Origin of the sequence: Edaphobacter modestus, from assembly GCF_004217555.1 — a bacterium.
Lineage (GTDB): Bacteria > Acidobacteriota > Terriglobia > Terriglobales > Acidobacteriaceae > Edaphobacter > Edaphobacter modestus.
Genome location: NZ_SHKW01000001.1, coordinates 330,748 through 346,052 on the forward strand (window position 1 = coordinate 330,748; position 15,305 = coordinate 346,052).

Below are 15,305 nucleotides of genomic sequence, written 5' to 3' on the forward strand. Positions count from 1 at the left end.
GAGGAGTTGTTGCTAGGCGTTCAGGCGAGCTATCCGTCGGCTCCGTGCCCCTTTCTCACTCGACCTAAACCTCGACCATGATTTCGTCAGATCCATAGTCCGCTTTTCCCGTGCGCGTTACGTAACGGGTTCGGCCCGATCTTATTCACAAATCTGTGACCGGCATGAGCTGAACCGCGACTACGCGACCGCCGACCACAGCCCACCAGGGCATCTCTGCTTCGATGCCGGCAGCGGGTGAAGCATGACGAAGAAGGCCGCAGTGAAAGAGAACGTGATGAGTGCAAACGACACAGCCGACGCAAAACCATGGATTTCCGAGCGACTTGTTGAAGATCCTGGAGATGATATGAATGACTTTGTCGCCGCTCGATGGCGAGACCTAACTGTACCGTCCCTCACTTTGCCTCTGTCGAAGAACAGTCACGCATTGACGCTATATCGACACATATGACATTGGAAGTGTCGTTAAGTGTCGTAATTGTACGACCGACTTGAATTAGCGATTGGCTCTCCGATTGCTTTCAGCAGAGAAGGTGCATACGTTGTCTGTGGCGAATCGTCCAATTGAAAAGAATTAGAGAAGACAAATTGATTAGACTTTCCGCTTCAAGTGCCATTTCAGCTCCTGACCGAACTCCTGCTGAATATCACATCGACCTCGCTGTCGTATTGCCCACCTACAATGAGCGGGGAAATATTGCTGAGGTGATCGCAAGGCTCGAAGACGCTCTGGAGGGTCTTTCCTGGGAGTTGATCTTCGTTGACGATGACTCGCCTGACGGTACCTCGGAGGTCATCCGCGCGTATGCCAGACGTGATCGTAGGATTCGACTATTGCACCGCGTGGGGCGGCGGGGATTATCCTCGGCATGCATCGAGGGAATCATGGCGACATCCGCAGACTATGTCGCGGTGATGGATGCTGATCTGCAGCACGATGAGGTCGTTCTACCGAAGATGCTGTCGCGCCTGCATGAAGAGGCTCTGGACGTTGTGGTCGCAACCCGCAACTCTCAGGGTGGAAGTATGGGGCAATTCTCCGCGAAGAGAGTGTTGCTCAGCAGAGTGGGGAAGAAGATCAGCCATGCCATTTGCCATTGTGAACTGAGCGATCCGATGAGCGGATTCTTCCTAGTGAACCGGAGTTTCTTTCTGAAGGTCGTCAGTCATTTACAGGGAGGCGGCTTCAAGATTCTGGTGGATATACTGGCCTCGAGCGAGCGTCCGGTTCGCTTAGGCGAGATCGGCTACTGTTTCCGCAACCGCAGACATGGGGAGAGCAAGCTCGATGTAAATACTGCGGTCGAATATCTTTTCCTGGTCGTCAACAAGATGATGGGAGGGATGATTCCGATCCGTTTTGCCGTGTTTGCGCTTGTGGGCGCGACCGGCCTGGCGACACATCTCGCTTGTCTTGCGCTGCTGTTTTATGGCTTTCACATACACTTTTTTGTAGCTCAGGCCACGGCAACTTTTGTCGCCATGACAGAGAATTTTTTTCTGAACAACCTGATCACCTACCGTGATCGAAGCTTGCGCGGGATGCACCTGCTGTCGGGCGTTGCTTCGTTCTGGGGGGCCTGTTCGTTCGGCGCGTGGGCGAATGTGATCTTCGCGCGCGCGTTGCTGCAGTCCGGCAGATCATGGTACTTCGCCGGTATGGCTGGAACCATTCTCAGCTCGGTGTGGAACTACTCCATCAGCAATCTCTTTACCTGGCAGATGCCACAACCGCACAGGGAAATTGGCGTGACCGATCGGATCGAAGCGCTGTCGGACGATCTGGAGCTGTTTCATTGAATTCAGTTCAAGAATCCTTCAGCTTCCTTTTGAAAAAACGCATAGTGTGGATATGCGCGTGCCTCGCGTTGTCGACCGCGATCGTTCCTTTCGCGCGGGCATTTTTCCGTGTCGAGGTGGACTATAACGAGGGCTGGAACGTTTATAACGCCAGCATCGTCGCCGACCACCAACTGCTGTATCGCGAGAAGTATGCGTGGACGACGGTAAACTATCCGATGCTGTCGTTTTTTATCCAGGCACAGCTGCACCGCCTTACCCACGAGTATCTGTTCACAGCGAGAGCCGTTTCGGTGCTAAGCCTGATCTGCTGCAGCGTTCTGGTTGGGGCGATTGTACGAAGGCTAAGCGGCTCGTGGCAGGCGTCTACACTGGCCTGTTTCTATTGTCTGGCGCTATTTTGCACGGATGCGGACATCTATGTCGGAATGGACGATCCGCAGATGTTCGCCCAGGTGTTCTTCCTGGCGGGACTACTGGTCTATTTATGGCGACGCGAGAGCCTCTTGGCCGTCGCCTTCGCCGCCCTGCTCTTTGTCGTCGGCGGCTGCATCAAGCACAACCCGATCGACTTTCCTCTCGCTGTGCTGCTAGAGCTTGCTTTGATCTCGCTGCGCCGGGCTTTATGGTTCAGCGGGTGGGGGCTCTTTTTTGCCAGTGTCGCGGTGGCACTCAATGTTCACTATGGAGGGCCGCATTTCCTGAGCCAGTTGCTGGCGCCCAGAGGCTATTCGGTCGGCAAGGTATTCGATCAGCTCGTGAACGTCTTTGGGCCCCTGCTGCTTCCACTCTGTGTTGCGCTGTATACGGCGTTTGTGGTGTGTAAGGATGAGAGGCGGCGGATAGCGGCGATTCTGCTGGCCACGACCCTTGTCGTTGGCGGATATTTCGGCGGCGGCCAAGGCGTTTCGATCAATGCTCTCTTCAGCGCGCTGCTGGCGATGGCCATTGTGGTCGGATTGTTCTACGCTGAAGTCGCGTCCGCGCGATGGCGATGGGCAAAGCGGCTCGAACCCGCGTATGCGCCGCTGCTGCTGTTTGGCTCGCTGGTGATTCCTTTGATCATCTCGGGCAACTGGAACCCGCTGCGAAGGTTGCGCGAGACGGCATCGGCAGAAAGACGCTTTGACGAGGACGTCGCGCTCCTGCACAGCCGGATGGGGCCTGCGCTGTGCGAGAGTCTGCTGCGGTGTTACTTTGCTGGCAAGCCATATCTTTACGATCCATTCAATGCGACCCGCTTGATTCGGTTCGGCAAGCTGGACGCTGGAGTGATTGTCCAGGAAGTGCGCCGGCAGAGGTACGGGACAATCCAGTTCGACGAGCCGATTCGGGACCAAAGAGATTCAGAGCGATTCGACCCCGCCATCTTGGCAGCGATTGAAGAGAACTATGTGCTCGCACTTGAGCATAAGGATGGAGTTATTTACGTCCCCAAAACGAAGCCAGAGTACTGACCGCGACTCTCTTGGTAGCTGTGCGCGTGTTCGCGATCTAGCGCAAACTGATCGTGAATTGCAATTGTTAGGTACATGAGAACGCACTTTAAGGAATGTAGATGTCGACTCTCGACCAAATAGAACTCACTCAGCCACGCATAGCAAAGCTAACCGATTGGGCAGATATCGGTTCAAACAAGATCCGTTTAATGTCCATGGTCTGCTGTGCACTGGTCCTCCGAGCCATTGTGGCGGCATCCACATTTCTCAGCATTGCTGCGCCTTCGCGAGACTTCGGACAGTTTGGCGCAGAGATGGGCTGGGTAGCCCGCAGTTTAGCCTCGGGTCACGGCTTCAGTTCGCCGTTCTTCCCCGCAACCGGGCCTACAGCTCTGGTTCCACCGCTTTTTCCATACTTGCTTGCGAGTGTCTTCCGCGTATGTGGTCTCTACACAGCAACGTCGGCTCTTGTCATTCTGTTGTTTGACAGCTTGCTCTCGGCTCTGACCTGCATTCCGATTTACTTTAGCCTTAAATATGCTGCGGGCGAGAGACAAGCCCAGCTGGCTGGCTGGCTCTGGGTAATCTACCCGTTCGCAGTCTATTTTTCCGGGACTCAGGTCTGGGACTATGCTCTAACCTCTTTTCTCTTTGCAACCTGTTTTTGTCTTGTCCAACGCCTTCACTTGCAGGACCGGTTCTCGGCTTGGTTTGGTTTTGGCATTCTCTACGGCATCACGGCTCTTTCAAATCCATCCGTCCTCTCGGTCTTCCCCTTTTTCCTTCTAATGACTCTTTTGAAAGTTAGACAGGTAGGCGGTCGATGGTTGCTCCGCGGCATTATCACCGTACTCGCTTTCATGATTGTTGTCGCACCATGGACCATCCGCAACTACCGCGTCATGCATGCCGCTTCGCCCATCCGCGATGGATTCTGGCTTGAATTCTGGGCGGGCAATGATGGTGACACCTCCGCGTCGAATCCGGCCGGAGCCCATCCCGCCACTAATCTTGTCGAAATGCAAAAATTCGAAGCGGAAGGGGAGATGACCTATCTTTCAAACAAGCACTCGATGGCCATGAACTTCGTTCGCCATCACCCACTCTTTTGCGCGGGCGTTTCACTCCGCCGCGTTATCCGCTTCTGGACTGGATTCTGGAGCTTCAGTCGAAACTACCTTCGCTCCGAACCTCTGGATGTGCCAAATATTTTCTTTTGCACCTGCATCACACTCTTCATGTTTCGAGGAATATGGCGCTGGTGGGAAGAGGACCGAAACCACGCATTTCCTTATGTGATCCTGATTGCCGTCTTCCCCATCACGTACTACTTGACCCACGCCTCAATGGACTACCGTCAACCCATAGAGCCGCAAATTGTCATTCTCGTGACAATCGGAATATTCGGCTTCGAGGCATCGACTGGATCAGAGGATTTTGGGGTTTGAGGAATAACCGAACCGTAAACTGCGTTAGGCTGTTCATTTTGGTGAACGGGGTCTGGGAGCAATGGAACAGTGATGGGTCCGTTATTTCTGAGCCAAAGTGAATGTTAGTCTTCGACCAAAATTGAAGGGCGCCGAAAAAGCTGTACCAAGTTGAAGGTTAGTTTTCAGCTGGTTTGAGTCGTCGACGTGGAGAACCTGCGGTAGCCCTGCGGCGGGCCCTCAATCGAGCGTCTGGAGTTTGCGGTCCGCAAGCCAGGATGTCTTGGGTAGGACTGCATGGGTCAGAGCCATACAAACTGACAATGTCGATGTTAGCCTTGCCACAAGCCACATTGTCGCGAACCACGTGCTCGATCCCGGCCATTCTGAACACTTCGACGAGTGGTAAGACGTCAGCTGACGAGAAGGCCACTTGTCTGGAAAAGCGACTTTTCGTCCAGGTGCCAACCTCCTAGTTGTCGACAACACGTCCAGAACATTGATCGAAGTAAACGGCAGCAGTGCACCAGCCCGAGCGGGAGACTCTTTTCTTGATATATTGTTCCTCCTGGAAGGGTTAACGTGGAGACCGAACGGAGTCGTATGCCGTATTGTGCGGAATGCTATCTGCTCGTTGCTGGTACTGGCCGCTACTGTCTTAATTGGAAACCGGTTCAATTTCCTGCCCACAAGTCGACTCGAAGGTCTTCTCCGAGGTACAAGATCGTCATGACACCGGCCCTGGATCTGACACGGCGCGAATTTCTGCGTGAGGCTGCGTTGTTGACTGTTGTCGCATCGGCCAATGCGCTCCCGACCTCCCAGGCTCAAGACATGTTTGTTCAGACGGTACTTGGCCCAATCCCGGCCTCAAAACTAGGGGTCACACTTGTTCATGAGCACGTCATGTGTGATTTCATCGGCGCGGCGCAAACCAATCGACATCGCTGGGAGGTTGAAGCCGTGGTGAAACGAATGCTGCCCGTGCTCATTCAGGTGAAGGAACGCGGGGTGACGGGATTCATCGATTGCACACCGGCCTACATTGGGCGCGATCCGCGAGTGTTGAAGCAGTTGGCCCAGCAAACCGGACTGCATATTGTCACGAACACCGGTTATTACGGTGGCGCGGACGACAAATTTGTGCCGAAGCATGCTTACAGCGCAACGCCAGATCAACTCGCTGACCTCTGGGTGGAGGATGTGGCACACGGCATTGAAGACACCGGGGTGAAGCCTGGCTTCATCAAGATCGGTATCGATGAGATCAAAGGTAGCGCGGATCGGCTTTCGCCCATCGATGAAAAGCTTGTGCGGGCTTCTGCGCGTGCGTCGCGACGCACCAATTTAGCTGTGACCTGTCACACCGGAGGTGGACCGGCGGGTTTAACTGCGACGAAGATCTTCATCGAAGAAAGAGCCGACCCAGCCCGCTTTATCGTTGCTCATTCTGATGGCCATGGGTTGCCCATCAACCGAGCGGTGGCGGCACTTGGCGCGTGGGTCTCCTTCGACGGGATCGGCAGACAGCCACTCGAATCGCACCTCAAGCTGGTCCATGTCATGACGGAGAAACATGCCAGCCGGCTGCTGCTCTCGCAGGACAGTGGTTGGTATTGGGTCGGCCAGCAGAACGGAGGAGAGGTTCGCAACTTTAATTACATGATCGATGTGTTCCTACCCGCTTTGCATAACAGTGGTATCAGCGAAGCAACCATTCGAAAACTCATGGTAGAAAACCCGGCCAACGCATTTGCTATTCGTTTTCATCGATAGCGCGCACCACGTAATATCCGCTGAACCCATGCCTCATGAAAGACACGCAAGTTTTGGTGCCGTGACGGAATTCACGGGAAAAGCATTCTCGGCTATCTTCCGGATAGCCGACCACCCGAAAGCTATTGTGTTGTCCTGTGAAGGCCAGTGCCTGTCAGGCACACGATCTCTTCTAACAGGTAACGTGGAGAATGGCGTTTGCGGCTGATTCCTTTTCGATTAACCGGATGGCCTCCCTGGTCGGCACAATGACCAATTCGATGTGGCGGCGTTCCGCCTCACGTTTCACTTCCTTCATAACTGGCAAGCTGCCGTATGCTCCAGTGCCGATCACAAGCCGGTGGCATTTCCAGGGAATCTTTTCTTCGATAGAAAGGGGCGTATGCCCAAATTCGTCACGGAATTTCTTGGAGGGTGTCTTCTTGCGTTTGCGTATTTCTCCGCGGTCGATCACCACATCCTGACCGTAGGTGCTGCCGTCGATTCGGAGAGTGCCGAAGGAGAATTTATCGAAGTGCATACGCACCTCCTCGTGCTGTTGTGTTCATGCTCTGCGATGGTGAGAGTCTTCGAGAAGGTCGTTTTTGCAGGTGTTGCAGACGAACTCATCGTGGAGCATACACACCTCCCACCGTGGAATTAGGCTAGATTCTAGTCCCGTGACTGGAACCTGTTCAACACGGACCGGTCTCGCACGCCTGTGATCTTTCACCGCATGCCCTACGGAAAGGAAATTCGACGTACACTGCTGGCGTATGGCAACGACGATTGAAAAATTACGTTTCGGGTTGTGAACATGAAGGCTTCGGTGCAGGTCTTCCGAAATGTGCTCGGTATGAAGCTGCTTTATGGAGGAGAACGGGCAAGTTTCTCTTCGCTGCGAGCAAGCGGTTCAGAATCTGCGATCCTCAACCTCGAACAAGGTGACAGCGTGTCGCGGTGGGGATGGCTGATCTTCCACGTTGCGGATGCGTTTCTGGACACATCTGAAGGAAAAGGATTTGATCATGAAAAGCCACCGGGACGCCTCGTGGGGTGAACGCTTTTTTCACGTGCTCGATCCGGATAGCCACGAGCTGTCATTTGCTCGGTCGCTACAATGAGTTGGTCAGGAGAACGTGTCCAGGCGAAGTGTGTATGGCGGTAACATTCGATCAGCAGCGCATCTCGGGATAGTGCATGGATGACGGTTCTAACCGTAGGTTAACTGACGCCAGCGTCTACAACTCAGGTTCCCTGGCTGCATAACGGTCATAAAAGACTGTCTTGCGCCAAGAACTCTTCGGAGCCATGAGCGAGCGAACACTGGACTCGATTCGCTCGCGCGTCTGTTCTTTGTTAAGTCCTACCGGATCGAAATAGTGGTTGAGCGCAATGCCATCTATGACCAATCCAAACTGCGCCGTGCGAGAGCGCTGCTCGCCTGCATCATCACTCTGAAGCTCAGGCAGAAGCGCCAGCTTCGCTGCGGCACCACGAGTACACATCAGAAGATGCAACTCCGCAAGGCGTTTGCGCTTGTGAGGGTGGCGTACAGCATACATCTTGAACTCAAGATAGAGAAGGACGCGGTCTTTGTCGTAGATAATGTCTTCCAGATTTCTAACGAGTATGGCGACGCGCTCTTCGTAGGTGGAGGATTGGTTGAGTTCCTTGAGGTAGGTCTGTTGGTCTCGTGCGATGTCCTGTTCGAAGATTGCGAAGAAGACATCCTCTTTATCCTGAAAATGTGCGTAGAACGCACCTCTGGTCTTACCTGCAGCCGCGGCGATATCCTGCAGGCGAGCGACCTCAAAACCATCGCGAGCAAAGATACGGCGAGCGGCGTCGATCAGCTCCTGTCGCGTTACGAGGGAACGTTCCTGCTTTTCCCCTCCCGAAGCTCGCACAGCCGAGCGTGATAGTGTCGTCCGATTTCCTGAATCTGAATCCATGATGTTTCCTGAATCCATGATGCATCTCCAGCATCTGAATTTTATACAAAAACATGCGTGTATGTTTTTATCATGAAAATTTGCGATTGTAGCACCGGGAGCAGGAGGAATTGAATGACTTCGCGAAAACGTGTAACGAGTCAACGACGCCAGACTGGATTAGTTGGCCTTACAGCTCTGCTGGGAACTCTGCTCATTGCGGGATGTAAGAAGAATGTCGCCGCGTCTCCCGCGAATCGCTCGCTGCCGGTTGCGGTCATGAGTGTGCAGGCAAGTGACGTTCCCCTGTCGAGCGAGTGGGTGGGAACCATGGACGGATATGTTAACGCACAGATTCAGCCGCAGGTCTCGGGGTATCTCGTGCGGCAACTGTATCGCGAAGGTTCCGTGGTTGAAAAGGGGCAGGTCTTGTTCGAAATCGACCCGAGACCCTTTCAGGCACTTTTAGATCAGGCGCAGGCTCAAGTCGGTCAGGCGCAAGGTTCGCTTGGCCAGGCGCAGGCTCAATTGGGGCTGGCAAAGATTAATGTAGCGCGCGATACGCCGCTTGCAGCGCAGCGGGCAATTGCGCAAAGCACGCTTGACACTGAAAAGCAGCAGGAGATTCAGCAGGAAGCTGCGGTGAAGGCGGCCCAGGCATCGATCGCGGCGGCACAGGCAAGTGTAGAGACGTCCAAACTGAATCTGGGATTCACGCAGGTCCGCTCTTTAATAACAGGGGTCGCCGGACAGGCTACGACTCAGGTGGGAAATCTCGTCAGTCCTCAGGCCGTGCTGACGGCGGTCTCCCAGATGGATCCTATCAAGGTTTACTTCTCAATCTCGGATGCTGAATATCTTGGGCTGACCCGGCGCCTGAAGAACGGTGGCAGCGATCTGTTGAAGGGGGCCTCGGACGTCCCGCTGACATTGCACCTGGCCGATGGAAGCACCTATCCATACCCAGGAAAAATTGTCTTTGTTGATCGGCAGATGAACCAACAGACGGGAGCAATCCGGATTGCAGCGTCCTTCCCAAACTCCGGCAATACGCTGCGTCCGGGGCAGTTCGGACGCGTAACCGCGAACACAGAGATACGCCAAAACGCCATCCTGATTCCGCAGGCAGTCGTGTCGGATATGCAGGGACAGAAACAGGTGTTCACTGTGGGCACGGCTAAGAAAGTGCACGTTGTGAACATAACGGTTGGGCCGGAAGTCGGTTCGGATGTGGTGGTCTTAAGTGGTCTCAAGCCAGGAACAACAATCATCACTGACAACTTACAGAAACTTGGCGAAGGGGCACCGGTAGCACCGCATACAGTCGTGGCGTCCGGGGCCGGCGATGTAGCCGGAGGGAAGTAATGTCAAAGTTTTTCATTCGCCGCCCCATTGTGGCGATTGTAATTGCGATTCTCACGGTCATTCTGGGCACCGTATCCATGTTGACGTTGCCCACAGCACAGTTCCCTGATATTGCGCCACCTGAGATTTCAGTGACCGCCAACTATGCGGGTGCTGATGCGAAGACACTTTTGCAGTCTGTTTCTACGCCACTTGAGCAGCAGATCACCGGCGTAGACAACATGCTGTACATGTACTCGGTTAACGCAAACAACGGTCAATCGCAGATCTTCACGGACTTTGATGTAAAGACAAATCCCGATACAGACCAGATTCTCACCCAACTGCGTGTTTCCCAGGCACAGGCTCAACTGCCCGCGCAGGCTACCGTTGGTGGAATTACGGTGCAGAAGTCGCTGACGTCGCCGCTGATGATCGTGGCTTTGTCTTCTCCAGAGGGCAAATACGATGCACAGTTTCTGACCAATTACGCCATCATCAAGCTTCAAGACGAGATCACGCGCGTTCCCGGTGTGGCGCGTGTGCAGGTCTTCGGTGGTCAGTACGCACTACGTGTCTGGGTGAAGCCCGATCAGCTGGCAAAGCTGGGGGTCACAGCCCCAGAGATCATCGCCGCCCTGCAGACGCAGAACAATGTGAACCCGGCCGGACAGATCGGCGGTGAGCCTTCCCCTGACGATCAGCAGTTTACCTACACGGTCCGCACCGAAGGCCGTCTGGTGACTCCTGAGGAGTTTTCGAAGATCGTTATTCGTGCAAACCCTGATGGATCGGTGCTGCACCTCGGCGATGTTGCGCGTATCGAACTGGGCGCGCAGTACTACACTCTAAATGGACGCTATAACAAGGCACCGGCGGGCGTGTTCGGCGTGTACCAGTTGCCTGGTTCTAACGCTGTACAGGTTGCCAAACTTGTCAGTCAGCGTATGAAGGAGCTTTCAGGGAACTTCCCGTCGGGGCTGAAGTATGACATTCCGCTCGATACCACCAAAGCCGTAACGGCTGGCCTTCACGAGATCGTCATCACGCTGGTTGAAGCACTTGTGCTCGTTGTCATCGTGGTGTTCATCTTCCTGCAGGGATGGCGCGCGACGTTGATCCCCCTGCTGGCCGTGCCGGTATCCCTGATTGGTACGTTCATCATCTTCCCGCTCCTGGGTTTTTCCATCAACACGCTCTCGTTGTTCGGTCTTGTGCTGGCGATCGGCCTGGTGGTGGACGATGCCATCATCGTGGTGGAGGCAGTGGAGCACCACATCGATCAAGGCATGACTCCGGTGGACGCAACCAATAAGGCTATGGAGGAAGTCTCTGGCCCGGTCGTTGCTATCGCGCTCATTCTGGCGGCCGTGTTCATTCCTACAGCCGCAATCCCCGGTATCACCGGACGCCTGTATCAGCAGTTTGCAATCACCATCGCGATCTCTGTCATCATCTCAGCGTTCAACGCACTCTCTCTGAGTCCTGCACTCGCTTCGCTGCTGCTCAAGCCAAAGAACAATCTGAACGGAAATGGGGCACTTACCCGGTTCTATAAGTGGTTCAACCGTTTCTTCGGGCGCGCGACCGACCGTTACGTCTCCACTTCGAGCGTTCTGTTGCACAAGTCGGGCTTCTCGATGCTGCTGCTGGTCGCCATTGGAGTCGCCGCGGTGCTCTTTGGCGGGCGACTGCCGACAGGATTTATTCCGACCGAAGACCAGGGCTATGCCTTCGTCGCGCTGCAGCTTCCGGATGCCGCGTCATTGAAGCGCACCGATCAGGCTGCGTTGCGGGTTTCAGATGCCCTGTTGAAGACCCCGGGAGTACGCGGCGTTATTCAGGTCAACGGCTTCAGCCTTCTGACCCAGACACAGAGCACCAACACAGCCTTCTTTTTCGTCTCGCTGAAGGATTGGGGCCTGCGAAAGTCTAAGGAAGAACAGTTTGGCGCAATCCAGGCGAGCATGGCGAGGCAACTCGCAGGCAATCCCGATGGCATCGCCTTCAGCTTTCCGCCGCCCTCTATTCCGGGTGTAGGAACATCGGGAGGCGTGACTTTTGTGCTGCAGGACCGCTCCGGCAACGACGATCCGGATTTTCTGACCAGGAATCTCGGCGCGTTTCTTGGAGGACTCAAGAAGCGGCCGGAGATCGCTGTCGCCATTCCGTCCTACCTTCCGGGGGTGCCGCAGCTCTACGCGTCGGTCGACAAGGAGAAGGTTGTGCAGCAGCAGGTGCAGCTCTCCGATGTCTACGCCACCATGCAGACATTCATGGGCGGTTATTTGACGAACTACTTCAACCGGTTTGGCCGCCAATGGCAGACCTACGTTGAAGCGGAAGCCGACACGAGAAGCAAGATTGAAAACATCAATCAGTTCTATGTCCGCAGCGAAAACGGAAGCCAGGTTCCTCTGGCCGCGCTGGTCAAGGTCAAAAAGATCAACGGTCCGGAGTTTATCTATCGCTTCAACGAATACAACGCCGTAACGATCAATATCGTGGGAGCCCCGGGGTATAGCTCCGGCCAGATCATGAAGGCACTTGAAGACACCTACCATCAAACAATGCCTGACGGAATGGGCTTTGACTATTCGGGCATGTCCTTCCAGGAGCACAAGGCTGCGCAGGGGCTTCCGGCATGGGTGGTCTTTGCACTCTCAATCGTGTTCGTGTTCCTGATTCTGGCAGGTCTCTATGAGAGCTGGACGCTCCCATTCAGTGTGCTGCTGAGCACGCCGGTTGCGATCCTGGGTGCATATCTGGCCCTGAACATTCGCTCTCTTGAGAACGACGTCTTCGCCACCATCGGTCTCGTCATGCTGATCGGTCTCTCAGCGAAGAACGCCATCTTGATCGTCGAGTTTGCGAAGATCAACTACGAGAGCGGCCAGAGTATCGCGGAGGCGGCACTGAATGCGGCTCGCCTGCGTTTCAGGCCCATCATTATGACCGCTCTCGCCTTCATCTTCGGCTGCCTGCCTCTATGGGTGGCCGAAGGGGCAGGTTCGGTTTCGCGCCGGATCCTTGGCACCGTTGTTGTCGGCGGCATGACGCTGTCCAGTCTGATCGGCATCCTGTTTGTTCCGGTGACGTTCGCGGTCGTGGAATATCTCTCTCATCGCTATACGAAAGGTGGGAGAGGAACCTCGATGGACTCCAAGCCTGATTTCGTTCCGGTTGCTGCCGGAGAGGCCGCTGGTCTGCAGCAGATGAGCATTTCAAACGATCAGACCACCGGAGGTCACGTATGAGAAAGTTCCCGAATCTCCCTATCGGCTTGGTCGGCCTTGCCTGCTTGCTTATCCTCTCGGGTTGCAAGGTTGGACCGAAGTACGTCCGTCCCCAGGTCCCGGCTCCTCCTGAATTTCGCGGTTCCGATGACGCGGCGGTCTCCAGTGCAGCCAAAGACTCAATTGGAGATCAGCAGTGGTCGCAGATATTCAAGGAACCTGAGTTGCAGGTGTTGATTTCGAAGGCATTGGCCAACAACTACGATCTCCGGATCGCCGCGCAAAGAGTTCTCGAGCAGCAGGCGCAGGTAAAGATCACCCGCGCCCAGCAGTTTCCAACTGTAAGCGCCGGCGGTTCTGGAGCGGGAGCCGACATTCCTTCGATTGGAGGCACGAATATCTCTAATCCCCTGGTGTTCGGCGGATTCAATCTTTCCGCCGCGTGGACACCGGACTTCTGGGGACTCTACCGGAGACAGACCGAAGCAGCGCGCGACACGCTGTTGGCTCAGCAATGGGCTCAAAAAGCAGTTCGGCTGACTCTGGTAGAGCAGGTGGCGAGCACGTATTTTTCACTGCGGGCGTTGGATACTCAACTCGCAATCGCCGAGCAGACGGTGAAGTCGCGGCAGGATTCCGTCGATCTGACCCGTCGATTGTCGGACGGCGGTTCCGTTCCGCTTGCGGATCTTCGCCAGGCAGAACAGTTACTGTATGCGGCAACCTCGCAGATTCCGCAGTTGCAGCAACAGATCCAGCAGGACGAGAATGCGCTCAAGCTGCTCGTAGGAGATACGCCGGGGCCGGTGACACACACCGACCCGACAGCTCTCATTCCTCCTCCGGCGACTTTACCCGTCGGCTTGCCGTCCCAACTACTGGAGCGTCGTCCGGACGTTCAGCAGGCCGAGGCGCAATTGATGGCTGCAAACGCCAACATTGGCGTGGCTCGTGCCCAGTTCTTTCCACAGCTTTCCATCAGTGCTTCAGGCGGCGTGGGCGGAGACAACTTCCCGGATATGTTCAAGTCTGGTGCCGAGACGGTTTACGGTATTGGATCTTTGACGCAGCCGATCTTTGTAGGAGGCAAGCTTCGCGGCCAGCTACAGCTTTCGGAGGAGACGAAGAAAGAGATGATCCTCAACTATCAGAAGACTATTCTCACAGCCCTTCGGGATGTATCAAATGCTCTAATCACAGCAGACAAGCAGCGCGCTTATCGCGAGCAACAGCAAAAACTGGTGGCCGCCGCCGACGATTCCACCAGACTTGCTCGCCTACGCTATCAGAGTGGAGCGACGGCTTATCTCGAGGTGCTTACCACGGACACAAACCTGTTTACAGCGCAGTTGAACCTTGCAATTGCGCAGCAGAATGAAGCGCTTGCGCTAGTGCAGTTATATGCGGCACTTGGAGGCGGTTGGCAGTAAACAACCAGGCAAAATAACAGATGCCGTGTTGAAGGGTGAGAGTCTCTGCAATGACATGACTGAGCTACTTCTCTTTAGCGGGGCACTGACTGTGCTTGGAGGCGGGGGGCTCTCTCTACCCGTGGATCTACGCCTTGGTTTTGCAGCACCTGGCGGCCTGTTGCTGGGATTCTCTGTGACTATCGCTTCCGCTATGTCAATCGCGTGGTGAACGACATACTGGGAGGGACACGCTTCAATTCCTGACGTCATGTCTCTTATGGATCTCGGCAGATCGTCTGCCGAGATCGATTCCATCCAGCGAAGACTCGCGGAGATCTTCCTGGAGCCGTCTCTATTGTTGATTGCGGTCTCGCTGCTTGCATGCTGGATACCGTCACGGACTACCACGGCTGAGAAAGTTATGATTTCCTGCCAGATCTGCTGGCGAACAACGAGATGGCACAACGGCCGAACCGGCGCTCTCACAACCCGTAATCGGAAGAAGTCCTTCAAGACTGCCTAACTAAATGGGAACAGAGCGCAGCGCATTCCATCCTGGCCAGGAGCTATTGCTCCAACAAAGAGGCTGATTAGATAAGGGCGAAGGCTTCAACGCATCCCGGTAGACTGTGGTTGGTTTAGAGACCAGGGTCAGCGGGAGGAAGGAGCCCGGCTGATCATAATAGGCTGTGATTTTCACCAAGCGATCAACAAGTCGCCAAGCTGAACACCGAGACTGGCAGAATCGAAGACCACAAGCTAATGCACGCGACCGGCGAAGTTGAGCGATTCTACAGAGGAATGGCTTCCCCTGCCTTAGTGGGTATCGAAGCGGTAGGCAACGATCAGTGGTTCGTGTCCTTGCTGCAGAAGCTAGACCATGAAGTGTGGGTCGGCGATGCGACGCAGATTCGTGCCAGCTATGTGCGGAAACAGAAGACCGATCGAAGGGACT

The 15,305-nt window shown here is 54.9% G+C and carries 10 protein-coding genes; 8 read left to right on the forward strand and 2 right to left on the reverse strand.

Annotated elements, in window-relative coordinates; genetic code table 11:
* The first annotated feature begins 591 nt into the window (after positions 1 to 591).
* From BDD14_RS01415 to BDD14_RS01430, 4 genes are all read left to right on the forward strand, one after another.
* Positions 592 to 1,803, forward strand: a complete 1,212-nt coding sequence (locus BDD14_RS01415) for a glycosyltransferase (RefSeq protein ID WP_207231659.1) — start codon at positions 592 to 594, stop codon at positions 1,801 to 1,803.
* Positions 1,800 to 3,260 carry a hypothetical protein gene (locus BDD14_RS01420; RefSeq protein WP_165419869.1) on the forward strand — a complete coding sequence of 487 codons (1,461 nt, stop codon included), beginning with the start codon at positions 1,800 to 1,802 and terminating at the stop codon, positions 3,258 to 3,260. Before BDD14_RS01415 ends, BDD14_RS01420 begins: the two co-directional genes overlap by 4 nt.
* A 101-nt stretch (positions 3,261 to 3,361) precedes the next feature.
* Complete coding sequence (locus tag BDD14_RS01425; protein ID WP_130417260.1) at positions 3,362 to 4,690, forward strand: ArnT family glycosyltransferase; 1,329 nt, start codon at positions 3,362 to 3,364, stop codon at positions 4,688 to 4,690.
* A gap of 561 nt (positions 4,691 to 5,251) precedes the next feature.
* Complete coding sequence (locus BDD14_RS01430; protein ID WP_130417261.1) at positions 5,252 to 6,445, forward strand: phosphotriesterase family protein; 1,194 nt, start codon at positions 5,252 to 5,254, stop codon at positions 6,443 to 6,445.
* Between the two features lie 172 nt (positions 6,446 to 6,617).
* Here BDD14_RS01430 and BDD14_RS01435 read toward each other — a convergent pair whose 3' ends face one another.
* On the reverse strand, positions 6,618 to 6,965 hold the full coding sequence (locus BDD14_RS01435; protein ID WP_130417262.1) for an MTH938/NDUFAF3 family protein: 348 nt from the start codon (positions 6,963 to 6,965) through the stop codon (positions 6,618 to 6,620).
* 276 nt (positions 6,966 to 7,241) lie between these two features.
* Between BDD14_RS01435 and BDD14_RS31540 the strand changes: the two genes are divergently transcribed.
* On the forward strand, positions 7,242 to 7,484 hold the full coding sequence (locus BDD14_RS31540; RefSeq protein WP_165419870.1) for a hypothetical protein: 243 nt from the start codon (positions 7,242 to 7,244) through the stop codon (positions 7,482 to 7,484).
* 181 nt (positions 7,485 to 7,665) lie between these two features.
* On the opposite strand, the gene BDD14_RS01445 is transcribed toward BDD14_RS31540, so the two are convergent.
* Positions 7,666 to 8,397 (reverse strand): TetR/AcrR family transcriptional regulator, encoded by a 732-nt coding sequence (locus BDD14_RS01445; protein ID WP_242617650.1) that lies wholly within the window; start codon positions 8,395 to 8,397, stop codon positions 7,666 to 7,668.
* A 96-nt stretch (positions 8,398 to 8,493) separates the two neighbouring features.
* On the opposite strand from BDD14_RS01445, the gene BDD14_RS01450 reads away from it, so the two are divergent.
* Genes BDD14_RS01450 through BDD14_RS01460 form a run of 3 tightly spaced genes read left to right on the forward strand, consistent with a single transcriptional unit; the run spans position 8,494 to position 14,368 of the window.
* Positions 8,494 to 9,723, forward strand: a complete 1,230-nt coding sequence (locus BDD14_RS01450; protein WP_130417263.1) for an efflux RND transporter periplasmic adaptor subunit — start codon at positions 8,494 to 8,496, stop codon at positions 9,721 to 9,723.
* A complete protein-coding gene (locus tag BDD14_RS01455; protein WP_130417264.1) occupies positions 9,723 to 12,959 on the forward strand; it encodes an efflux RND transporter permease subunit in 3,237 nt (1,078 codons plus the stop codon). Before BDD14_RS01450 ends, BDD14_RS01455 begins: the two co-directional genes overlap by 1 nt.
* Positions 12,956 to 14,368: an efflux transporter outer membrane subunit gene (locus BDD14_RS01460; protein ID WP_130417265.1), complete on the forward strand. Its 1,413-nt coding sequence runs from the start codon at positions 12,956 to 12,958 to the stop codon at positions 14,366 to 14,368. The genes BDD14_RS01455 and BDD14_RS01460 overlap by 4 nt, the downstream gene beginning before the upstream one ends.
* Positions 14,369 to 15,305 lie beyond the last annotated feature (937 nt).

Excerpts from the sequence above, each read along its gene's own strand:
- BDD14_RS01455 (WP_130417264.1), top strand. The coding sequence starts at position 9,723 with ATGTCAAAGTTTTTCATTCGCCGCCCCATTGTGGCGATTGTAATTGCG.
- BDD14_RS31540 (WP_165419870.1), top strand. The coding sequence starts at position 7,242 with ATGAAGGCTTCGGTGCAGGTCTTCCGAAATGTGCTCGGTATGAAGCTG.
- BDD14_RS01445 (WP_242617650.1), bottom strand. The coding sequence starts at position 8,397 with ATGGATTCAGGAAACATCATGGATTCAGATTCAGGAAATCGGACGACA.
- BDD14_RS01460 (WP_130417265.1), top strand. The coding sequence starts at position 12,956 with ATGAGAAAGTTCCCGAATCTCCCTATCGGCTTGGTCGGCCTTGCCTGC.
- BDD14_RS01425 (WP_130417260.1), top strand. The coding sequence starts at position 3,362 with ATGTCGACTCTCGACCAAATAGAACTCACTCAGCCACGCATAGCAAAG.
- BDD14_RS01450 (WP_130417263.1), top strand. The coding sequence starts at position 8,494 with ATGACTTCGCGAAAACGTGTAACGAGTCAACGACGCCAGACTGGATTA.
- BDD14_RS01435 (WP_130417262.1), bottom strand. The coding sequence starts at position 6,965 with ATGCACTTCGATAAATTCTCCTTCGGCACTCTCCGAATCGACGGCAGC.